This is a genomic window from Stenotrophomonas sp. 115C5, assembly GCF_056861055.1.
This window is the reverse complement of record NZ_JBSPUQ010000001.1, coordinates 476,674-496,388: the sequence shown is the minus strand read 5'-3', so window position 1 is coordinate 496,388 and position 19,715 is coordinate 476,674. Positions and strand designations below refer to the sequence as shown.

The 19,715-nt window shown below is 67.4% G+C and carries 21 protein-coding genes; 16 read left to right on the top strand and 5 right to left on the bottom strand.

All coding sequences use genetic code 11. The features are described 5' to 3' along the window. The 4 genes from AC13FN_RS02355 (at nt 1) to AC13FN_RS02340 (ending at nt 3,956) form a co-directional block, all read left to right on the top strand. Nucleotides 1–1,026, top strand: coding sequence for an AI-2E family transporter (locus tag AC13FN_RS02355; RefSeq protein ID WP_019337057.1), 1,026 nt, complete (start codon nt 1–3; stop codon nt 1,024–1,026). Between the two features lie 162 nt (nt 1,027–1,188). After that, nucleotides 1,189–2,931 (top strand): GGDEF domain-containing protein, encoded by a 1,743-nt coding sequence (locus AC13FN_RS02350; RefSeq protein ID WP_482984250.1) that lies wholly within the window; start codon nt 1,189–1,191, stop codon nt 2,929–2,931. A 69-nt stretch (nt 2,932–3,000) separates the two neighbouring features. After that, entirely contained in the window at nt 3,001–3,438 is a 438-nt protein-coding gene (locus AC13FN_RS02345) for a hypothetical protein (protein ID WP_049434549.1), read from the top strand. 14 nt (nt 3,439–3,452) lie between these two features. After that, nucleotides 3,453–3,956 (top strand): GNAT family N-acetyltransferase, encoded by a 504-nt coding sequence (locus tag AC13FN_RS02340; RefSeq protein ID WP_401741653.1) that lies wholly within the window; start codon nt 3,453–3,455, stop codon nt 3,954–3,956. Between the two features lie 19 nt (nt 3,957–3,975). Here AC13FN_RS02340 and AC13FN_RS02335 read toward each other — a convergent pair whose 3' ends face one another. Together AC13FN_RS02335 and AC13FN_RS02330 are read right to left on the bottom strand one after the other, a co-directional pair. Further along, nucleotides 3,976–5,370, bottom strand: coding sequence for a DUF2867 domain-containing protein (locus tag AC13FN_RS02335; RefSeq protein WP_482984251.1), 1,395 nt, complete (start codon nt 5,368–5,370; stop codon nt 3,976–3,978). 25 nt (nt 5,371–5,395) lie between these two features. Continuing rightward, nucleotides 5,396–5,707 (bottom strand): metalloregulator ArsR/SmtB family transcription factor, encoded by a 312-nt coding sequence (locus tag AC13FN_RS02330; RefSeq protein ID WP_004147836.1) that lies wholly within the window; start codon nt 5,705–5,707, stop codon nt 5,396–5,398. A gap of 129 nt (nt 5,708–5,836) precedes the next feature. On the opposite strand from AC13FN_RS02330, the gene AC13FN_RS02325 reads away from it, so the two are divergent. The 11 genes from AC13FN_RS02325 (at nt 5,837) to AC13FN_RS02275 (ending at nt 15,939) form a co-directional block, all read left to right on the top strand. After that, nucleotides 5,837–6,418, top strand: coding sequence for an NMCC_0638 family (lipo)protein (locus AC13FN_RS02325; protein ID WP_482984252.1), 582 nt, complete (start codon nt 5,837–5,839; stop codon nt 6,416–6,418). Between the two features lie 183 nt (nt 6,419–6,601). Beyond that, nucleotides 6,602–7,069 carry a DUF2975 domain-containing protein gene (locus AC13FN_RS02320; RefSeq protein WP_482984355.1) on the top strand — a complete coding sequence of 156 codons (468 nt, stop codon included), beginning with the start codon at nt 6,602–6,604 and terminating at the stop codon, nt 7,067–7,069. Next, on the top strand, nt 7,069–7,293 hold the full coding sequence (locus AC13FN_RS02315) for a helix-turn-helix domain-containing protein (RefSeq protein WP_010483459.1): 225 nt from the start codon (nt 7,069–7,071) through the stop codon (nt 7,291–7,293). The genes AC13FN_RS02320 and AC13FN_RS02315 overlap by 1 nt, the downstream gene beginning before the upstream one ends. Before the next feature lie 43 nt (nt 7,294–7,336). Next, on the top strand, nt 7,337–8,920 hold the full coding sequence (locus AC13FN_RS02310) for a TerC family protein (protein ID WP_482995095.1): 1,584 nt from the start codon (nt 7,337–7,339) through the stop codon (nt 8,918–8,920). 121 nt (nt 8,921–9,041) lie between these two features. Continuing rightward, nucleotides 9,042–10,178, top strand: a complete 1,137-nt coding sequence (locus AC13FN_RS02305) for a metallophosphoesterase (protein ID WP_482984254.1) — start codon at nt 9,042–9,044, stop codon at nt 10,176–10,178. Nucleotides 10,179–10,208: 30 nt separating this feature from the next. Continuing rightward, nucleotides 10,209–10,619, top strand: coding sequence for a hypothetical protein (locus tag AC13FN_RS02300; protein ID WP_049434553.1), 411 nt, complete (start codon nt 10,209–10,211; stop codon nt 10,617–10,619). A 97-nt stretch (nt 10,620–10,716) separates the two neighbouring features. After that, nucleotides 10,717–11,730 carry a hypothetical protein gene (locus AC13FN_RS02295; protein ID WP_482984255.1) on the top strand — a complete coding sequence of 338 codons (1,014 nt, stop codon included), beginning with the start codon at nt 10,717–10,719 and terminating at the stop codon, nt 11,728–11,730. 132 nt (nt 11,731–11,862) lie between these two features. After that, nucleotides 11,863–12,723, top strand: coding sequence for a DUF2306 domain-containing protein (locus AC13FN_RS02290; RefSeq protein ID WP_053091865.1), 861 nt, complete (start codon nt 11,863–11,865; stop codon nt 12,721–12,723). 34 nt (nt 12,724–12,757) lie between these two features. Next, a complete protein-coding gene (locus tag AC13FN_RS02285; RefSeq protein ID WP_230080544.1) occupies nt 12,758–13,819 on the top strand; it encodes a histidine kinase in 1,062 nt (353 codons plus the stop codon). Beyond that, entirely contained in the window at nt 13,816–14,589 is a 774-nt protein-coding gene (locus AC13FN_RS02280; RefSeq protein ID WP_312391069.1) for a LytR/AlgR family response regulator transcription factor, read from the top strand. The genes AC13FN_RS02285 and AC13FN_RS02280 overlap by 4 nt, the downstream gene beginning before the upstream one ends. Nucleotides 14,590–14,679: 90 nt before the next feature. Then, entirely contained in the window at nt 14,680–15,939 is a 1,260-nt protein-coding gene (locus AC13FN_RS02275; protein ID WP_049434560.1) for an MFS transporter, read from the top strand. 4 nt (nt 15,940–15,943) lie between these two features. Here AC13FN_RS02275 and AC13FN_RS02270 read toward each other — a convergent pair whose 3' ends face one another. After that, nucleotides 15,944–16,891, bottom strand: coding sequence for a nucleoside hydrolase (locus tag AC13FN_RS02270; RefSeq protein ID WP_049413510.1), 948 nt, complete (start codon nt 16,889–16,891; stop codon nt 15,944–15,946). Nucleotides 16,892–17,042: 151 nt separating this feature from the next. Between AC13FN_RS02270 and AC13FN_RS02265 the strand changes: the two genes are divergently transcribed. Further along, on the top strand, nt 17,043–17,375 hold the full coding sequence (locus AC13FN_RS02265; RefSeq protein ID WP_019336975.1) for a hypothetical protein: 333 nt from the start codon (nt 17,043–17,045) through the stop codon (nt 17,373–17,375). A gap of 110 nt (nt 17,376–17,485) precedes the next feature. Here the strand turns inward: AC13FN_RS02265 and AC13FN_RS02260 are convergent, their stop codons facing one another. Together AC13FN_RS02260 and AC13FN_RS02255 are read right to left on the bottom strand one after the other, a co-directional pair. Continuing rightward, a complete protein-coding gene (locus tag AC13FN_RS02260; RefSeq protein WP_049448714.1) occupies nt 17,486–18,205 on the bottom strand; it encodes a GntR family transcriptional regulator in 720 nt (239 codons plus the stop codon). A 56-nt stretch (nt 18,206–18,261) separates the two neighbouring features. Beyond that, nucleotides 18,262–19,629 (bottom strand): SLC13 family permease, encoded by a 1,368-nt coding sequence (locus AC13FN_RS02255; RefSeq protein WP_482984256.1) that lies wholly within the window; start codon nt 19,627–19,629, stop codon nt 18,262–18,264. Nucleotides 19,630–19,715 lie beyond the last annotated feature (86 nt).

The window sequence follows — 19,715 nt, the reverse complement described above, 5'->3', positions numbered from 1 at the left end:
ATGCAAGACGCCCTCGTTGCCCAGCCCAAGCCCCCTGTCCCGAGGATCGCGGCCTGGCTGATGATGCTGCTGGGCATGTGGCTGGCGTTGAAGCTGGGCCTGGTGGTGACCCTGCTGTCGGGGCTGCTGGTGTTCCAGCTGACCCACGTGCTGGCGTCGACCGTGGAAGGCAGGCTGCCGCCGGGACGGGCGCGGGCAATCGCGGTGATCGTGCTGTCGGCGATCATCATCAGCGGACTGGTGCTGGCCGGCATCGGCGTGGCGTCGTTCTTCCGCAACGAGACCGGCGGGCCGGACGCGCTGCTGGCGCGGCTGATGGACATCCTCAATTCGTCGCGCCACCAGGTACCGGCGCTGCTGCAGCCGTATATCCCCGAAGACATGCCGGCGCTGCGTGCGGCGCTGAATGACTGGGCCGCCGAACACCAGCGCCAATTGGGCGTGGCCGGCACGTCGGTGGTGCAGGTGGGCGTGCGCGTCCTGATCGGCATGGTGCTGGGGGCGATGATCGCGCTGTACGACGAACTTCCGCTGCCGAAGATGGGGCCGCTGGCGCAGGAGCTGATCGGCCGCACCAGCCGCCTGGCCACAGCGTTCCGCCAGGTGGTGTTCGCACAGGTGAAGATCTCCCTGCTCAACACCGTGTTCACCGCCATCTTCCTGCTGGGCGTGCTGCCGCTGTTCGGCGTGCATCTGCCGCTGTCCAAGACGCTGGTACTGATCACCTTCATCGCCGGCCTGCTGCCGGTGGTGGGCAACATCATCTCCAACACCATCATCACCATCGTCGCGCTGTCGGTCTCGTTCTACGTGGCCGTGGCCGCACTGTTGTACCTGATCGTGATCCACAAGCTGGAATACTTCCTCAACGCACGCATCGTCGGCGGCGAGATCCAGGCCCGTGCCTGGGAGCTGCTGCTGGCCATGCTGGTGATGGAAGCAGCATTCGGCCTGCCTGGTCTGGTGGCAGCGCCGGTGTTCTACGCTTACGTGAAGCGCGAACTGGTCGACCAGCGCTGGATCTGACCCGGCGTGACCTGTCGCATCTGACCGGCTGGACGGGGGGCGCCGGCGTTGTCGGCGCGTTCGCGCGCGCTGCGCTATATCCCTCCCTGCGGATCGTACGGCGCTGGCTTGGCGCCGCCGGAGCCGCTCGCTACAGTGAGCCGCACTTCAGGGGAATTCTGCATGGCCCGCAAGGCATCGCCCATCAGGTTGCGGACCTGGGTCTGGATCCTGGCTGGGCTGTTCGTGGTGTGCACGCTGCCGTTGATGGCCATCGCCCTGATCCAGGGCACGCTGCGCTACACCGGTGCCGAAGACAACCTGGCCAGCCTGCGCCAGCTGCGGCAGACCTTCGATCTCGCTAACCTCGCTTCGGCCGAGCGCGGCCCGGCCAACAGCCTGCTGGGGGCTGATCCGGCCGACGCCACCGAACAGGCGCGGCTGACCGCGCAGCTGGCGGCCGCGCGCAAGCGGGTCGACACCGCCATGCTGCAGCTGGAGACCGTGTTCAAGAACGACCCGGGCGTGCCGGATGAGCGTGGCCTGCTGGCCGACGCGCAACGTCGCCTGCAGTCGGCGCGGGCAGCGGTCGACAGGGTCGTGGCGCAGCCCCATGACGCACGCCGTGTGGAGGCGGTGGAGCGTGCGATCAGTGGCATGTTCGCCGTGGTTGATCGCCTGCACCTGCTGACCTCGGCACAGATCAACGTGCTGGTCAGCGCTGACCGTGAAGCGGCGATTCCGGCGATGCAGGGCCAGGTGCTGATCGATCTTCGCGAACATGGCGGCCGCCTGGCCTCGAACGTGATGGCCCCGGTGGCGGTACCGGGGGCATGGCGCGAGGAGCAGGTACGCGCTGCACTGCAGACCGAGGGCCGCCTGCTGGAGCTGTGGCGGTTGGCGGGCAGCCATGAGTCGGTGTTCCGCAGTGACCCGGAACTGTCATGGCACTGGGACATGGCGCGACGGCAGTTCTTCGGCGAATCGCTGCCGATGATCGAGCAGTTGATCGAGGATGGCCGCCGTGGCGTACCACCGCCGTGGACCGCTGCCGAATTCACCACGCGCTACGTGCCTACCCTGCAGTCGCTGGAAGCCCTGCGTGATGGCTACCTGAGCGTGTCCATCGCCCGCTACGAACGCACCCGCAACCGCGAGGCCATGCGCCTGGCTGTGCTGGTGGCGACCGCGCTGGGCACGCTGGTGGTGCTGGGCGTGGCCCTGCGCATCGCCCACCTGCAGATCCTGCAGCCACTGCTGCAGGCACAGAAGCAGGTGATCCAGCTCGCCTCGGATGCACCTGGCCCGGAGCAGCATGTCACCCATCCGCTGGCCGAGATGCAGCGCCTGTTCGACGCCATCGAAATACTGCGTGAGAAATCGCGCGAGCGCTCGGCACTGACCAGCGAGCTGCGCCAGCTCGCCGGCACCGACGAGCTGACCGGACTGTTGAACCGGCGCGCGCTGGATGAGGTGGTGCAGCAGAGGCACGCCGGAGGCGATGCAAGCGCCGTGGTGATCCTGCTGGATGTAGATCGCTTCAAGGCGATCAACGATGGCCATGGCCATGAAGCCGGCGACGAAGTGCTGGTGCAGGTGGCGCAGTTGCTGCAGCGCCACCTGCGCCGCAGCGACAGCATTGCCCGCTATGGTGGTGAGGAGTTCCTGGTGCTGCTGGCCGACGGTGATCTGGCCGGTGGCCGCCAGCTGGCCGAGTCATTGCGATTGGCGCTGCAGCAGATGGACATCGCGCTGGCCGGCGGCATCGTGCTGCGGGTGACCGCCAGTTTCGGCGTGGCCGAGGGCGGCACCGACGCGCTGGGCTGGCGCACCCTGCTGCGTGCCGCCGATGCGGCCATGTACCGGGCCAAAGCGCAGGGGCGCGATCGGGTACGGGTCGCGGGTGGCGGTCGTGGTGCTCGCTGATCGTGGCATTCATCGCCGGCGCACGTGGTTCTGCCTAGACTGGCCCTCCGATCGCCGCAGGAGCCCTCCATGATCTTTCGCCCTGTTGTTGCCACGGCACTGCTGGCCGGGTTGTTGGCCGGCTGTGCTTCCACCGCTTCCCAGACCAGCGCCGACGCGCCTCGCCATCCTTCCATCGCTGCCGATCTGAGCCCGGTACCGGCCTTTACCGGGGGTGGCACTGGCTGGAGCATCGAGATCGCCTCCACAGGGAAGGGCAACCACGACGCCAGCCTCAGTGCCGATGGACGCACCCACAAGGGCGTGCTGCGCTACCTCGGCCAGCCGGCCGATGCACCCGGTTCGCTGATCGTGCTCAACGGTGAGCTGGACAAGCAGCCGGCCATCGTCGAGATCAAGCAAGAGTCGTGCCGCAACACCGAAGGCGTGGACACGCTGGCCAGCGTGCAGGTGACGATGGAAGGGCAACCACAACGACGTGGTTGCGGTCATCTGGCCGTGTACTGATCCTGTGCGCCGTCGTGCTTGAGATTCCAACCCTGCACACCGTGCGTCTGTGGCTGCGTCCACAGCAGCTGGATGACTTCGGTGTCTATGCCGCGTTCCTGGCCTCGCCGCGTGCGCGCGGCATGGGCGGGCCGTTCGGTGAGGTGGCGGCGTGGGGCCAGTTCTGCCACGACCTGGCCAGCTGGCATCTGTTCGGTCATGGCGCGTTGATGATCGAGCGCAGTGATACCGGTGACTGTATCGGCCAGGTGGGGATCAATCATGGCCCGTTGTTTCCTGAAAAGGAGCTGGGCTGGTTGCTGTACGACGGTCATGAAGGGCGGGGCTTTGCCACTGAAGCGGCCGGTGCACTACGCGACTGGGCGTTCGAGGTGGCGAAGCTGCCGACGCTGGTCAGTTACATTGCGCCGGACAACCTGGCATCGCAGGCCGTCGCGCGGCGCCTGGGCGGTGTGCTCGACGCGCGCGCGGTGCGCAGTGATGCCGATGATCTGGTCTACCGCTACGGCACCATGTAGTGCCGGCCGCTGGCCGGCATCACCGGTGCACCGGGGGCATCATCCACGCGTCAACGGTGGCCAGATCCGGCGCCAATGCATGCTCGACAGCGCGCCGCAGCAGCGCCGGTGCCACGTAGTGCCGGTGTGCAGCATCGATCAGCGCCATGTAGATGCGGCCGAACGCATTGAGGGTCTGCACGCGTGAGCCGAGGCTGATCTCGATATGGCCATCGGCAAAGCGCTGTACCCGCACGCTGCTGCGGAAACGCAGATGGCGATCGTCGGCGCCGAGCAGCACTTCGGCACAGTCATCTTCTGTATCGACATGCGAATCCAGCACTGGATAGCGGCCGGCGAACAACTGGCTGCGATCGGTCGACAGCAGTGACGATACCGGGCAGCCGAGCGGCGACGTACGCAGCCGCAACGGCGCCACGAGGCGGTTACGCAGCGCCATCAGGTGGCCCACGCCGGTGGGGGGATTGCGCAGGAAGCCTTCCAGTACATCGGCCAGCAGCGCCGATGCGGAGTGGTGCGCGACCTGCGCGCTGTCCAGGCGCAGCGTGGTCTGGTCCTGGTAGTGGCTGCGCGGCAGGGCCACAGGCAGCAGGCCGTGAGTGGCGACGGCCTCTGAATGGACGGGATAGGTCGGTGTGGCGCGTTCGACGAACCCACGTAGTGGCCGCAGTGGAATCCGACGCAGCGGACCGAACAGAGCGCGGGTACGCGCGCACAGCTGAGCACTCAGGCTGGGCGGCGCTGCCTGCAGCGACAGTTGCAGCAGCGGCGCTGCCGCGAGTGTGGTGGCCGATGGCCAGTGCGCATCGGGCAGTACCTCGGTCAGGCTGGGGATATCGGCGGCATTGTGCTGTACCTGTGCACGGGCCTGCTCGCTCATTGCGCCGGCAAGTTCATTGCTGTGGCACGACAACGCGAACAGCGCGGGGTGTGCGCGATGGTTCGATGCGAACTGGTGCCAGGTGCCACCGCCGAAGCGTACGGTAAACAGGCAGTCTGGTGGGATGCGGATGCGCCGCAGCGTGCGCGCGAAGGCCGCGGGATCGCGCGCCAGCTGCGCGTCGGAGGCGGTGGCGAAGCGCAGCTCGGCCCCCGCGCTGCCGGCGATGGCGGTGAACATGCGCGGGCCTGCATGGCGATGAAACGGGTGGCCACCGGCACCGACGGTGAAGCTGTATAGCGAGGAGGCGTCGCCCTGCTGCAGGTGCATGCCGCCCAGCCGCGCCGAAGGCTCGTCCAACGCATCGATGAAGGCCGGGTGGTGGCGCTGGCGCTGGCTGGCGTCGGTCACCAGCGCATCACCGGCGCCGATGCCGAGCTGCGCGATCAAGGTGACTTCGGTCGGGCTGCTGCCCTCCTGGGCTGGAAGCTGAACCCCTGGGAACGAACGGCGGTGACGGGTCGAACCGGGCATCAGTCATGCTCCTTGGCAGGGTGGATCAGCGGGCAGGGGACTTGCGACGCGCGCGTGCTTCGCGCTTGAGCGGACCGCCGACCGGACAGACTTCGGCCGCCCACGAGAACAACGTGTTGGCCAAACGGTCGGGCACCTGCCGGAAGTACACGAACTGGCCGCGCTTCTCGCGTTCGATCAGGCCGGCTTCCTCGAGGATGCGCAGGTGGCTGGACAGCGCCGGCTTGCTGAAGTCGAAGCGTTCGGCCAGTTCGCCCGCGCTGAGCTCGCCGGCGCTGAGATAGGCCAGGATCTGCCGGCGGGCGGTGGAGGCGAGGGCTTCGAAGATACGGTCCATGGCGAGCTAATTAACTAATTCGTTAATTGATATTCCTCCCGTCGGTGGCGGCTGTCAAGCCATGACCCATTGCGCGGCGCGCCCGGGCTTTGCCATCCTCCCTGCTGTTTTCCGTAGCGTGGAATCCCGATGCGTCCTGCGTTCTGGCTGGCTTTGGTCCTGCTGCCCACCCTGGCGGTGGCGCAACCCGCGCGTACGCCCAAGGCCAAGGCCCCGGCGCAGGATCCCTTCAGCGAGCTGTTCGACACCGCCTGCATGCAGCACATCGGTGCCCCGGCGCGGTTGCAGTCGCTGATGGAATCCAATGGGCTGTCGCCGCTGCAGCCCGCCGAAGCCGCGACGCTGTTGCAGGGGCAATCGGGCGTGGCCTGGATGGTGCCTCTGGCCAGTGGCCGCTATGCGGTGAGCTGGGCTGACGATGGCACGTGTTCGGTCTACGCCGAAAAGGCCGACGCGGCGGTCGTGCAGAAGGGATTCGCCCGGTTGGTGCAGGCCGCACCCAAGCCGTTGCAGGTGCGATCGCTGCCAGGGCGTGGGCCACTATCGGCCGATCAGGTGGCCATCCAGTACGGCTGGGCCACGCCGGGGCAGGGCAAGCTGCAGGTGCGCTTCCGCCTGGTCACGCGGCAGGCCGCCGATGCGGGCGTGCAGGCGATGGCCTCGGCCACGCCCGGTGAAGCGATGCTGGAGCAGGGCGCGCCCGGCCCCTGACAGGAGTCGCGCTGCGGTTCAGCCTTTCACGCGGCATGTGATATATCGTTTATCGATAAATCCACCCCGGGGCGGCGAGGCCACCCCAACGCCGGAGGCCGCTTGACCGCTCGTCCCGCCCGCGCCAGACCCGCGCGAGGCCTGTTCACCCTGGCCCAGGCCGCCGTACAGGCCGTCCGGGCGATGTGCTGGCTGGGCATCCTGGCCGCACTGCTGGCCGTGCCACTGGTCGCCCATGACCGCCGCTGGCTACTCGACAGCGTCCATGATGCCGGTGCTGTTGCCGTACACGGCAACGACCTGTTCCTGCACTTCTGCCTCGGCCTGGGCGCGATCGTCGCGCTGCTGGTGCTGTGCCTGCTGTTCCTGCGCCATCTGCTGCGGCTGCTGAAGTCGGCGGCGCGCGAGCGGCCGTTCACCCACGCCAACGCGCAGCGCCTGCAACGCATGGCCTGGCTGATGCTGGCTATGGAGCTGCTGTCGATCCTGATCGGCGCTTACGCGGCCTGGATGGGGCCCGACTTCACCTGGATGGAGGTGGGCGGCGGCATGTCGATCACCGGCCTGGTGGCGGTGCTGATGCTGTTCGTGCTGGCGCGCGTGTTCGCCGTGGGCGCAGCGATGCGCGATGACCTCGATGGTGTCATCTGATGGCGATTGTCATCACCCTGGACCGCATGCTGCAGGAACGGGGCATGACCCTGTCCGAGCTGGCCGGGCGCATCGACATCACCCTGGCCAACCTGTCGATCCTGAAAACCGGCAAGGCGCGTGCCATCCGCTTTTCCACCCTGGATGCGATCTGCCGTGAGCTGCAGTGCACGCCCGGTGATCTGCTCGGGCATGACCCGACGCAGGCGCAGGACGCTGACTGAGTGCTTTCCCTTTTTCCCTCCCTACTGACGAAACGGACCTGAAATGGAATGGTTGGCTGACCCCTCGATATGGATGGGCCTTGCAACCCTGGTCGTGCTGGAGATCGTTCTCGGCATCGACAACCTGGTGTTCATCGCGATCCTTGCCGACAAGCTTCCGCCGCACCAGCGCGACCGCGCGCGGGTGATCGGCCTGGCGCTGGCCCTGCTGATGCGGCTGGTGCTGCTGGCCGCGCTGGCCTGGATCATGAAACTCACCGAGCCGCTTTTGACGCTGTTCGACCACAGTTTCTCCGGACGCGACCTGATCCTGCTGGGTGGCGGCCTGTTCCTGCTGTTCAAGGGCACCATGGAGCTGCACGAACGGCTGGAAGGCCGCGAGCACCACGAGGATGGCAAGAAGGTCTACGCCAGCTTCGCGATGGTCGTGGCACAGATCGTGGTACTCGACGCGGTGTTCTCGCTGGACTCGGTGATCACTGCGGTCGGCATGGTCGACAACCTGGGCGTGATGTACGCCGCGGTGACCATCGCGATGGCATTGATGCTGGTGGCCAGCAAGCCGCTGACCCGCTTCGTCAACAAGCATCCCACGGTGGTGGTGCTGTGCCTGGGCTTCCTGCTGATGATCGGTTTCAGCCTGGTGGCCGAGGGCCTGGGCTACAAGATCCCGAAGGGCTACCTGTACGCGGCCATCGCCTTCTCGATCCTGGTTGAAGCGTTCAACCAGTGGGTACGCTTCAACCGCGAGCGCAACGAGCGCCGCCAGCCGTTCCGCCAGCGCACTGCGGATGCGGTGCTGCGCATGCTGGGCGCGCGCCCGGCCAATGGCCACGACGACGAAAGTGCTGACGAACACGTCGATGCCGAAGAGCGCCTGCAGCCGGCCGAGCACGAGATGATCCGCAGCGTGCTGGGGCTGGCGGATCGCCCGGTGTCGAGCGTGATGACCGTGCGTGCCGACGTGCAGTGGATCGACCTGGCACGTGGGCAGGAGGATGTGGTGGCACGCCTGGTGGCATCGCCGCACACCCGCCTGCTGGTCGGCGATGGTGATCTGGACAGCCTGCGCGGTGTGGTGCAGAGCCGCGACCTGCTGGCCGACCTGCTGCAGGGCAAGCCGCTGCAGCTGGAAGGCAACCTGCGTGAGCCGCAGTACGTGCTGTCCGGCGCCAGTGCGCTGCAGGCGCTGGAACTGATCCGCCAGCACCCGGTGCCGTTGGCGGTGGCGGTGGACGAGTACGGCAGCGTGGAAGGCCTGGTGACCGCCAACGACCTGTTGGCGGCCATTGCCGGTGACCTGGTCGACACCCAGGACGAGCGCTATGGCGTGGTCGCGCTGGGTGAAGATTGCTGGGAGGCCGATGGCGCGCTGACCCTGGACGACCTGCAGCGCCTGGCCGGCGTATCGCTGCCGCGCAGTGCCGACTACATGACCATCTCCGGACTGGTGCTGGAGCAGTTGGGACGCCTGCCGGACATCGGTGACGCGGTGGAGATTGCAGATGTACGCATCACCGTACTGGCGATGGAGAAGCGTCGCATTGCCCGCCTGCGGATTGAACGCCTCGACGGAATGCGTCGCATTGCCCGCCTGCGGATTGAACGCCTCGACGGAATGGCCTGACCCACCTGTTGCTGTAGAGCCGAGCCCAGGCTCGGCTGCATGTTGAGCAGCCGAGCATGGGCTCGGCTCTACACAACACGGCCCGCAACCGTCACCATGGCGGGCCCGCTTTCCTTCCCGGATGGTTGCAGTGCTGAGTACGATCGGTTTGTTGATGGGCCTGTATGTGGCCTGGCGCCTGTTCTGGCCGCTGCGCATGCCCATCTGGATGAAAGTCGTGCTGTCACTGCTGTTGGTGGGTGTTGCCGTGCAGCTGCGCATCGTGGCCGTGTTCTGGGGCACGATGGCCTCGCCCGAGATTCCGAAACTGGCCATCGCCACGCTGGCCACCGGCTCCACGGCGGTGTTGCTGCTGGCGTTGCTGATGCTGGCGCTGGATGTGGGCCTGGTCGCTTCCCGCCTGCTGCGCTGGCCACGTGCGGTAGCCGCATTGCGCACGCGGAGCCTGCGGCCGGCGGCAGGCATGCTGGCCCTGCTGGTCAGTGGCTACGGCGTCAGCCAGGGCATGGCCGTGCCGAAGCCCCGGCAGATCGAGGTGAGCATCGCCGGGCTGCCAGCCGCGTTCGACGGCTATCGCGTGCTGCAGCTGACCGACATCCATGCCAGCCGGCTGCTGACCGGCGAGTGGGTGCGCAGGGTGGTGGACGAGAGCAACGCGCTGAGGCCGGACCTGATCGTGATCACTGGCGACCTGATCGACGGCAGCGTCGAGGCCCGTCGCAACGACGCGCGACCGTTGGCCGATCTGCAGGCGCCGGATGGCGTCATCGCCATCACCGGCAACCACGAGTACTACGCTCAGTACCAGGACTGGATGCAGGCGTTCCGCGCGCTGCACATGCAGGTGCTGGAGAACAGTCATCTGCAGGTGCGGCGTGGCGATGCGGCGCTGACCATCGCCGGTGTCACCGACCCGGTGGCTGCACGCTATGGCCTGCCGCTGCCGGATCTGGACGCCGCATTGGCCGGTGCCGATCCCTCCGCGCCGGTGATCCTGCTCGACCATCGCCCGCGCAATGCACGTGAGGCCGCTGCGCGCGGTGTGAAGCTGCAGTTGTCCGGGCATACCCACGGCGGGCAGATCATCGGCATGGACCAGCTGGTGAAGCGGGCCAATGGCGGCTATGTTTCCGGCCGCTACGAGGTGGACGGGATGACCCTGTACGTGAGCAATGGCGCTGGCTTGTGGGCCGGATTCCCCGCGCGCATCGGCGTGCCGTCGGAGATCACCCTGGTGACGCTGCGCCGCGCGCCTTGACCGGAGATGGGGTCAGAGCTGGAAAGACCCATGGCCCATTCCCGCGCACCGATGGAGCGCCTTATCCGCGCCAATGCCGACGAGATCAACCGGCTCCGCCAGGTGATCCGCGATACCGCAGGTGCACGCTGGCGTGGGCCGGAAGAACGGGAACGGCACGCTGCGGCCTGTGCCGAGTTCCACCAGCACTACGAGCAGCTGGCGTTTCCGGGAGGCTATGCCAACGCGTTGACACGGCTGGCCGAGCACGACCCGAATACGCTGGATGTCGCGCTGACCTTCCTTGAAGTGCGACCCTATTTTTTCCGTTCCGGATACATGTGGAAGACGCTGTTGAAGCGCGTGCAGCGGGTATCCATGGGAACGAAGCAGCGCGCGCGGCTGCAGAAGATCCTCGGTGCCTACGCAGCGTACCGGGCGGGAAGCCGGCACAACCGGTAGCTCCACGCCATGCGTGGAGATCGTGCCGCAGCCAGCATCCCAGCCGGCCCCGGATCGGCGATCATCTGCACCGGGTTCTGAAACCAGGGAACACGCAATGCAGGGAACGCATCATTCAATCCGGCATCCGCGCCACGTCGCGCTGCTGGCAGGTCTACTCGTGCTGGCGGCATGCCAGCGCACACCGGATGCGCCGGCCGGGGCCCCCCCAAAGGGCACACCGCTTGCCGCCCCGGCCACGGCAACAGACCTCTCTCCGCTAATCGATGTCCTGCCAACCTGCGCGCTGGACGGCTGGTACATCGATCAGCAGACTGGGCGTCCGGCTCATCCCTGGTTGGCTGCGAACGCGCCGAAGCCTTGCAAGGAGGACGAGGAGAACGAGATCGCCACGTTCTGCGTGCAGGGGCAATGGAAAGGATTGCCGGTGGAGGAGGTGATCCTGCCGACGATGACGTTCGTTTCATTCCGTGGTGCGAAGATCGGCCTGCCGCTGGAGAGGGCACGCTCGATTGTCCGCCATCAGTTCGGGCAGGATTTCCCGGGCGGTCCGGCCTACGAGGCGGGACGCGAGCCGAAATTGATGGCCGATCCCGAGGATGCACAGCGCTCGTGGCTGCTGTGCAGCACGCCGGAACCGGGAGACGACCTGGACAACCAGGCAGGCGTGAGCTATTCCGGCATGAACCTGCCCTACGACCACGACGGGTGCAGCTATCGCTACAGCCCGGTCGATTTCTGCGATGCGCAGCACGTGGTGCGCGTCGAGGAAGCGCTCAGGAACGAGAAGCCCAACTTCAACCAGCACTACCTGCTGGTCCAGGTCGATGATCGCCCCGAGTTTTTCCAGCGCTCGGTGGTGCTGGTCGACACCCGCACGGGTCGCGTCACGCCATTGCCGGTCGATGCGTTTACCGGTCCGGCGGAGAAGGGGGGAGACGCCATCCGCTACGGAACCCTCGAAACGGGCGTCGACCAGCAGCAGTTCTGCCTGGATGGTGCGCTGCTGGTCTACCGCGTGTTCGAACAAGGGCGCTTCTGCTTCGGCTTTGACGGTGAGCGCTTCACCGGGCATGAGACGCAATACATGCAGGCAGCGGGCACTCCGTAGCCAAGGATTCCAGTACGCCAGCGGTCGCCGCCGCGCGTCTCCCGTCGGCGCAGGCCGTCATTGATCGTGGTCAGCACTTCCATGGGCGTGGCGGGGGCGAACAATGGCGCCCTCCCCGAAGGAAGCCGTGCCATGTCCCTGCCTGCCCTTGCCATCACCGAAGGTCGCCCGGCGCGCGCCAACGGGGATCCCCTGCGGCGCCACCAGCGCCTGTTGCGGATCGGAGCCCTTGCCTGGCTGGGCGCTGCCGCGCTTGGCCAGCTGCTGTTTGCCATCTACATCGTGGGGTTCTACGGAAGCAGCACGCTGGCCGGCCAGCCGCAGCGCTGGAACGAGGTGATGCCACATGGCTATGCGGCCGGTGCGACGGCCTTCAATGCAGTGCTGGCGATGCACCTGCTGCTCGCGGCCGGCATCGTGCTGGGTGGTTGGCTGCAGCTGTGGCCTGCGTTGCGGCGCTGGGCGCCGGCCGTACACCGCTGGAATGGCCGGTTCTACATGGCGGCTGCCGCGTTGCTGGCGCTGGGCGGCCTGGCGATGGTGTGGATACGCGGTGGTGCCGCCGGTGACACTGCCCAGCACCTCGGTACCTCGCTCAACGCCGTATTGATCCTGTGGTTTGCGGCAGCAGCGTGGTGGCACGCGCGACAGCGACGCATCACCGAGCACCGCGTCTGGGCACTGCGCCTGTTCCTGGCGGTGGGCGGGGTGTGGTTCTTCCGCATCGGCCTGATGCTGTGGCTGCTGCTCAACCAGGGCCCGGCCGGCTTCGATGCGGATACGTTCACTGGGCCGGCGCTGACCGCATTGGCCTTCGCGCAGACCCTGCTGCCCCTGGCGGTGCTGGAACTGTACCTGCGCGCCCAGCGGCAGGCGGGGGGCCTTCGTGCCTGGCTGGCCTGCGCGACGCTGCTGGTTGCGGCGCTGGCGACCCTTGCCGGCAGCCTGGCAGCGGCGGCGTTGATGTGGTGGCCGCCGCTCGCGGCCGGCTGACGTGCCGCAGTGGCGAAGCGCTATGCTGCCTGTCATGTCCGACGTACTGCCGCCACCGCCGGTTTCGCTGCTGCACCGGACCCTGTGGTGTGCAGGCATCTCGCTGGCGCTCGGTGCGCTGCTGGTCATCGACTGGCATCCGTGGTGGTCGGTACTGCCGCGCGCGCTGGCGCTGGGCATGGCGGCGATGCTGGTGTTCACCGCGCTGGAGCGCTGGCCGCGGTCATTGCCGGGTTGGCTGTCGCGCTGGGTACTGCAGATCCTCGCAGTGGCGGCGGTGATTCCGCTGGGGACGCTGGCAATCTATCTGGCAGGCACCGACGCGGCAGCACCGCCGTTCTGGCAGGACCCCGATCGCTGGACCGGCTTCCTGACCCTCACCGTGGTTGGCCTGCTGGTGGCGCCATGGGTGGCGCTCGCCGCGCTGGTGCGGCACAAGGATGCGCTGGCCCGGCACCAGGCGCTGGCTTTCGCGCTCGAGCGCAGCGAACTGGAGCGACAGGCGCTGGAGGCACGCGTGCAGTTGCTGCAACGCCAGGTCGCCCCCCATTTCCTGTTCAACACCCTGGCCAACCTGCAGGCGCTGGTGGACAGCGGATCTCCGCAGGCATCGGTGGTGATGCGCCATCTGGTGGCCTACCTGCGTGGCAGCGTGCCGCGCCTGCAGCAGCCGATGGTACGGATGGAGGAAGAGATCGCGCTGGTGGCTGCCTACCTGGAACTGATGCACATGCGCATGCCGGATCGGCTGCGCTTCCGGCTGGAGATCGCAGAGGAGGCGCTGGCGCTGGCGTGCCCGGGCTTGTCCGTGCTGACCCTAGTGGAGAATGCGATCCGCCATGGCATTGACCCCTGCGAAGACGGTGGCGAGGTGGTGGTACGGGCCTGGCGCGAAGATGCCCGCTATGAAGTGAGTGTGAGTGACGACGGCCTGGGCCTGGCCGATGCCGCGCCGGGTCTTGGCACGGGCCTGCAGGCGCTGCGCCAGCGGCTGCAGCTGTTGTATGGCGATGCCGCTTCGCTGCAGTTGCAGGCGGGTCCGCAACGCGGTGCGATCGCGCGTCTTCGGCTCCCGGCCCGGGAGTGTGTGGCGTGATCGCCACCGCGCTCATTGCCGATGACGAACCGCTGCTGCGGCAGGCGCTGGCAGCGCAGCTGGCGCAGGCGTGGCCGCAGCTGCAGGTGGTGGCGCAGGCGCGCAACGGCCGCGAAGCGCTCCAGGCGTTCGAGACCCTGCGGCCGCAGGTCTGTTTCCTCGACATCCACATGCCGGGCCTGTCCGGTATCGATGTCGCCGCGCGCGTCGCGCGGCGTGCGCAGGTGGTGTTCGTCACGGCCTATGATGCCTATGCGGTGCAGGCGTTCGCACAGGGCGCGCTGGATTACCTGGTCAAGCCGGTGGACGCGCAGCGCCTGTACGATACGGTGCAGCGGCTGCAGCAGCGCCTCCAGCAGCCACCGCCGTTGCAGGACCTGCAACGGCAGCTGCAGCAGCTGGCCGAGCGCCTGTCGCTGCCGGCGCCGACGCCGCTGCGTTGGCTGCATGCGCAGGTCGGCAACGTGCTGCGGGTGATTCCCTGCAGCGCCGTGGACTTCCTGCGCGCCGACAGCAAGTACACGCAGGTCGGTTGGCGCGAGGACGATGGCCGCCCGGGCGAGGCCGTGATCGCGCTTCCGCTGAAGGACCTGGTGCAGCAGCTCGACCCGGACAGCTTCGTGCAGGTGCACCGCTCGGCGGTGGTCAACCGGCACGCGGTGAAGCTGCTGGTGCGCGGCGACAACGAGACCGCCCAGCTGCACCTGCGCGGTCGCGATGAGGTGTTGCCGGTCAGCCGACGCTATCTCGGTGCGTTCCGCGCCATGTAGGCCAGGTACTGACCCGCGTTTCACCCCGGACATGCCACCCTCCCTGGAACCTGCACAATCGGGATCGAGGCTGTTGAAGGCGAACACGCAATGACGGTAGCGCGGCAGCGCTCGATGTGGGTGGCCGGCCTGTCCACGGTAGTGGAGTGGTACGACTTCACCCTGTACCTGTACTTCGCCACGGTGCTGTCGCGGGTGTTCTTCGGTGGTGGCGAGCAGGCGCTGCTGGTCACGCTGGCCGGCTTTGCGGTGTCCTACCTGATGCGCCCGCTGGGCGCGCTGTGTTTTGGCCATCTGGGCGATCGGCTAGGCCGGCGCTGGATGCTGCTGGCTTCGATGGCGTTGATGGCAGCGGCAATGCTGGCCACTGCCCTGCTGCCGACAGCGGCCACGGCAGGTACTACAGCAGGCGTGCTGTTGCTGGTACTGCGCTGCGTGATGGCGTTTTCGGTCGGCGGTGAATACACCGGCGTGGTGGCGTACCTGCTGGAAAGCGCACCCGTGCGGCGACGAGGCCTGGTGACCTCGCTGGCGTCGGCAGCCAGTGAAGTGGGGGCGCTGCTGGCGGTGGCGATTTCCGCGCTCACTGTCGCGCTGCTGCCCACCGCGCAGCTGGACAGCTGGGGCTGGCGCATTCCGTTCTTCTTCGGTGCCGCGCTGGCACTGGTGATCCTGGTTGCACGCTCGGGCATGCACGAGTCGCCGGAGTTCGAGCGTCAGCGGCGCGAGGGCAGCATTCCCGCCACGCCGCTGCGGCATGTGTTGCGCCACCATCCCGCAGCAGTGGCGCGCACCTTCGCGATCTCGGCGCTGGGCTCGATCACCTACTACGTGGGCATCACCTACGTGCCGGCGTTCCTGCATGCGCAGGGCCACGACGAAGGCGACGCGCTGTGGTTGTCGACGATTGCGGCGGTGGCGGTGATTGCGATCACCCCGCTGTGCGGTGCGTTGTCCGACCGTGTGGGGCGCCGGCCGATGTTGCTGGGCCTGACGTTGCTGGCGGCGCTGCTGCCGCTGTCCCTGTTCGCCTGGATGGCACAGGCGCCGCCGCTGGGCATCGCGCTGGCGGCGGTGCTGCTGGCCTGCGTGGCCGGTGGTGTCAGTGCGGTCGCGGCCCCGGCCACGGCCGAGCAGTTCCCGGGCGAAGGCCGGGTCAGCGGGTTGGCACTGGGTGTGACCATGGCCACCGCGGTGTTCGGCGGCGCGACGCCTTGGCTGGCGCAATGGTGGGTGGAACGCAGCGGCTGGGCGGCGGCACCGGGCGCGATGATCGCGCTGGTGGCGGTACTGGTGCTGCCGGTGCTGTGGACCCTGCCCGAGACGGTCCCGGGCAGGGCCAGACGCTAGCCGATCAGACCTTCAGGGTCTGCTCGATGTCGGCCAGTACCGCGGCCGCATCCACGCCGATGGCAACGGACTGCAGCACGTGGCCATCCCACACGCTGGGGCCGAAGCCCATGCCTTCCGGCTTCGGAATGGTCATGCCACGGGCAACGCCGTCGGTGGCCACGCGCACGCTGGCACGCTCGAACTGGAACAGCTCCGGACGGGTCAGCGCGATGCAGGCGCAGCAGTCGTGCACGACCATGCCCTTGTGGCCGGCCTGCAGGTAGAAGTCCACGTAGTCCTGTGACAGCGCACGGACCAGCTCGGCGTCGGCACCGCCGAGGGCGGCCAGTTTATCCAGGCCGTCACGGTCCATTTCCACGCGGGTGGTCACGTCCAGGCCGATCGCGGTGACCGGCCAATCGGTGGTGAACACCACATCGGCTGCTTCGGCATCGCCCCAGATGTTGGCCTCGGCGGCCGGGGTGATGTTGCCGTTGACGTGGAAGGCGCCGCCCATCAGCACCACGCCGCGCACCAGGCCGGCGATGTCCGGGGCCTGCTGCAGGGCCAGGGCCAGGTTGGTCATGCGGCCCACGGCGACCAGGGTCACCTCGCCCGGATGGGCGCGGACCAGGTCGATGATCAGCTGGTGGGCGGGGCGCGCGTCGGCGGTCACGTCCAGTTCGGCCGGCACCGGGTGGTTGCCCAGGCCGTTGTGGCCGTGGATGTGCACCGGCCAGGCTTCCGGGGTGGCTTCCGGCTGCAGCGGGCCACCGGCACCGCGCGCGACCGGGGCGGCAAAGCCCCAGGCCTGCTTCAGGTACAGCGCATTGTGCGTGGTCGACTCCACCGAGGCATTGCCGAAGGTGGTGGTGACGCCGATCAGGTCGATCTGGGCGTGCTTGTGCAGGTACAGCAGGGCCAAGGCGTCGTCGACGCCCGGGTCGGTATCGAAAATGACTTTCAGCATGTTGTTGTTCTTCTTCTTCCGTGTGGTGCGGGGGGCGCCGGCGGCCCGGAGACAGACCTGCGCGCCCTACATTGTCCCATCTTCATGACAGACAGGGCCATTGCCGGGGTGGCAGGCCATAATGCCCCCAGTCCAGGCACGGAGTCGCCGCATGCTGATCGTTGCCCTTCTGCTGGTCCTGCTGGTGCTGGGCCTGAACGTGGTGGCTACCGTGGTGATCGTCAGGCGTGATGGCCTGTCGGCGGGCGGCCGGACGGTGCAGTTGCTGCTGATCTGGCTGCTGCCGCTGGTGGGCGCAATACTGTGCATGGCGGTGGCCACGGCCGATGGCTCGGGAAGCCGGGGGGACAACGGTCTCGGCGGTGCCTACGATTACTCGGGCGGGTATTCCGGCGACAACTACAGCCAGCACAACCACAGCAGCTCCGACTGTGGAAGCGACGGCGGCAGCAGTGACGGTGGTGGTGGCAGCTGCAGCGATTGAGGTCTCTGTAGAGTCGAGCCATGCTCGACTGCACTTCGCTCCAACGCCGCGGTGCCTGGTCGAAAAGCAGTCGAGCATGGCTCGACTCTACAAAAGCGACGACGGCCCGCTCAGCCGCCGCCTTCGGTCGGCAGCGGCGCCGGCACATTCAACAACCCGCCTGCCGCGACATAGGCGGCCAGCGCCTGGCCCTGGCTGAGCAGGTGGCGCTCCATGGTGCGTTCGGCGGCAGCGGCATCACGCCTACGGAAACACTCCATCAGTTCGCGGTGCTCGGCCAGCGACTGCGCGGTACGGCCCGGAGTCAGCAGCTGGCGACCACGGTGCATCTTCAGGATGCGGTGCAGGTCGTGGGTGATGCGGATCAGCCACGGGTTGCCGGCATAGTGCTGCACGGTTTCGTGGATCAGGTAGTTGTTGCGGTAGTACTCGGCGATGTTGCCCTCGGCCGCAGCGGTTTCCATCGCCGCATGCAGGTCTTCCAGCTGCTGTACCCCAGCATCATCGATATGCCTGACCGCTTCATGCGCGCAGCGGCCTTCCAGCATCGCCATCACCGGGAACAGCTGGTTGAGGTCTTCCAGCGTCAGTCGCGTGACCCTGCTGCCACGACCCGCATCGATCTGCACCAGGCCTTCGGCAGCAAGCAGCTTCAGCGCCTCGCGCAGCGGCGTGCGGCTGATGCCCAGTTCTTCGCACAGCGCGGGCTCGTCGATCCACTCGCCCGGCGGCAGGCGATAGTCATAGATGCGTTCGCGCACGTGTTCGGCCACCTCTTCGTACAGAGGTGCGCGCTTCTTCGGTGACCGCGGGGCAGGGGCAATAGCCATGCGCAGAGTGTAACGCCAGGTCGTGCCGACCAGTGGCCGGCACGACCGTTCGACGGTTACATCCAGCCCGGCACCACGAACACCAGCCAGGCCAGCAGCGGCCCCAGCGCGACCACCAGACCGCTGTACACCAGGAAGCGGCGGAACAGGGTCTCGCGCTCTTCCTTCGCGGCCGAGGCCACCACCAGTGCGCCATTGGTCGAGAACGGACTGACATCGACGATGGTGGACGACACCGCCAGCGCGCAGATCACGCCGGCGGCGCTGAGGTGGCCCTGCATCAGGAACGGCACCGCCAGCGGAATCGTGGCGCCAAGTACCGCCGCCGAGGAAGCGAATGCGGAGACGATGCCGCCGACGTAGCAGACCAGCAGCGCGCCCAGCAGCGGAATGCCGATATCGGACACGCCGTTGCCGATGAAGTCCACTGCGCCGGCATGTTCCAGCACGCCGATGTAGGTCACCACGCCGCAGATCAGCAGCACGGTGGACCAGCTGATGCCATCGACCGCACCCTTCTGGCTTTGTGGCGACAACAGCGCCAGCGCCACCGCCACGGTGATCGAGACCAGGCCGACGTTGAGGTTGTAGATCAATGCGGCAACGCCCAGGCCGAGCAGGCCGATCAGGGTGAACAACCGCTCGCGGGTCAGGCTCACCGCATCCAGTGCCGCCGGATCATTGCTGAGCGTGCCGCCGCCTGCCGCGACCAGCGCGCCATGGCCTTCGATCGCGAACTGGCGCGACGACGCCTGCGGGCCACCGGCCATCGCCAGTTCGGCAGTGCCGATCGTTCTTGCTGCGGTGATCGAGCCGCGACGCAGCAGGGCGATGCCACCGAAGGCGAAGAAGCAGATCGTCGCCATCATGAAGTTGAAGCCCAGGCTGGTCAGGAACACCGCCATCTCGGTCACTTCCAGCCCGGCCTTCTGCACCACGCCGTTGGTGATGCTGCCGTACACGCTGATGGGCGAGAAGCCGCCGGCCTGCGCACCGTGGATGACCAGCAGGCCCATCATCAGCGGGTTGATGTTGTATTGCTTGGCAAAGCGCAGCGCGACCGGCCCGATGATCGCCACCGCGGCGGGGCCGAGTGCGCCGAAGGCGGTGAGGACCGCGGTGATGACGAACATCACCCACGGAATGGCCACGATATGGCCGCGTACCGCTTTCACCGCCCAGTGCACCAGCAGGTCGATGGTGCCGTTCTTCTGCGCGATGGCGAACAGGTAGGTGATGCCGACCAGGGTCAGGAACAGATCGCCGGGAAAGCCGGCCAGGACCTCCTTGCCGCCCATGTCGACCCACAGCCCACCGATGATGAAGGCCAGCGCGAAGGCGACGGCGCCCATGTTGATCGGCATCGCCGTGGCGACGATGAACATGATCACCAGACCGATGATCGTTGCGATTTGTGGACTCATGCGCCCTCCCAGACACGTGACTCACGTACAGCGCGGATGGAGACCCGCCATCCCGGGGTAAGGCGACGTACTGCGTGTTGCGTGAT

Bases quoted from the DNA above. Each gene is read 5' to 3' on its own strand.
- AC13FN_RS02355 (WP_019337057.1), top strand. From the start codon at position 1: ATGCAAGACGCCCTCGTTGCCCAGCCCAAGCCCCCTGTCCCGAGGATC.
- AC13FN_RS02350 (WP_482984250.1), top strand. From the start codon at position 1,189: ATGGCCCGCAAGGCATCGCCCATCAGGTTGCGGACCTGGGTCTGGATC.
- AC13FN_RS02345 (WP_049434549.1), top strand. From the start codon at position 3,001: ATGATCTTTCGCCCTGTTGTTGCCACGGCACTGCTGGCCGGGTTGTTG.
- AC13FN_RS02335 (WP_482984251.1), bottom strand. From the start codon at position 5,370: ATGCCCGGTTCGACCCGTCACCGCCGTTCGTTCCCAGGGGTTCAGCTT.
- AC13FN_RS02330 (WP_004147836.1), bottom strand. From the start codon at position 5,707: ATGGACCGTATCTTCGAAGCCCTCGCCTCCACCGCCCGCCGGCAGATC.
- AC13FN_RS02325 (WP_482984252.1), top strand. From the start codon at position 5,837: ATGCGTCCTGCGTTCTGGCTGGCTTTGGTCCTGCTGCCCACCCTGGCG.
- AC13FN_RS02320 (WP_482984355.1), top strand. From the start codon at position 6,602: ATGTGCTGGCTGGGCATCCTGGCCGCACTGCTGGCCGTGCCACTGGTC.
- AC13FN_RS02315 (WP_010483459.1), top strand. From the start codon at position 7,069: ATGGCGATTGTCATCACCCTGGACCGCATGCTGCAGGAACGGGGCATG.
- AC13FN_RS02310 (WP_482995095.1), top strand. From the start codon at position 7,337: ATGGAATGGTTGGCTGACCCCTCGATATGGATGGGCCTTGCAACCCTG.
- AC13FN_RS02305 (WP_482984254.1), top strand. From the start codon at position 9,042: ATGGTTGCAGTGCTGAGTACGATCGGTTTGTTGATGGGCCTGTATGTG.
- AC13FN_RS02300 (WP_049434553.1), top strand. From the start codon at position 10,209: ATGGCCCATTCCCGCGCACCGATGGAGCGCCTTATCCGCGCCAATGCC.
- AC13FN_RS02295 (WP_482984255.1), top strand. From the start codon at position 10,717: ATGCAGGGAACGCATCATTCAATCCGGCATCCGCGCCACGTCGCGCTG.
- AC13FN_RS02290 (WP_053091865.1), top strand. From the start codon at position 11,863: ATGTCCCTGCCTGCCCTTGCCATCACCGAAGGTCGCCCGGCGCGCGCC.
- AC13FN_RS02285 (WP_230080544.1), top strand. From the start codon at position 12,758: ATGTCCGACGTACTGCCGCCACCGCCGGTTTCGCTGCTGCACCGGACC.
- AC13FN_RS02275 (WP_049434560.1), top strand. From the start codon at position 14,680: ATGACGGTAGCGCGGCAGCGCTCGATGTGGGTGGCCGGCCTGTCCACG.
- AC13FN_RS02270 (WP_049413510.1), bottom strand. From the start codon at position 16,891: ATGCTGAAAGTCATTTTCGATACCGACCCGGGCGTCGACGACGCCTTG.
- AC13FN_RS02265 (WP_019336975.1), top strand. From the start codon at position 17,043: ATGCTGATCGTTGCCCTTCTGCTGGTCCTGCTGGTGCTGGGCCTGAAC.
- AC13FN_RS02260 (WP_049448714.1), bottom strand. From the start codon at position 18,205: ATGGCTATTGCCCCTGCCCCGCGGTCACCGAAGAAGCGCGCACCTCTG.
- AC13FN_RS02255 (WP_482984256.1), bottom strand. From the start codon at position 19,629: ATGAGTCCACAAATCGCAACGATCATCGGTCTGGTGATCATGTTCATC.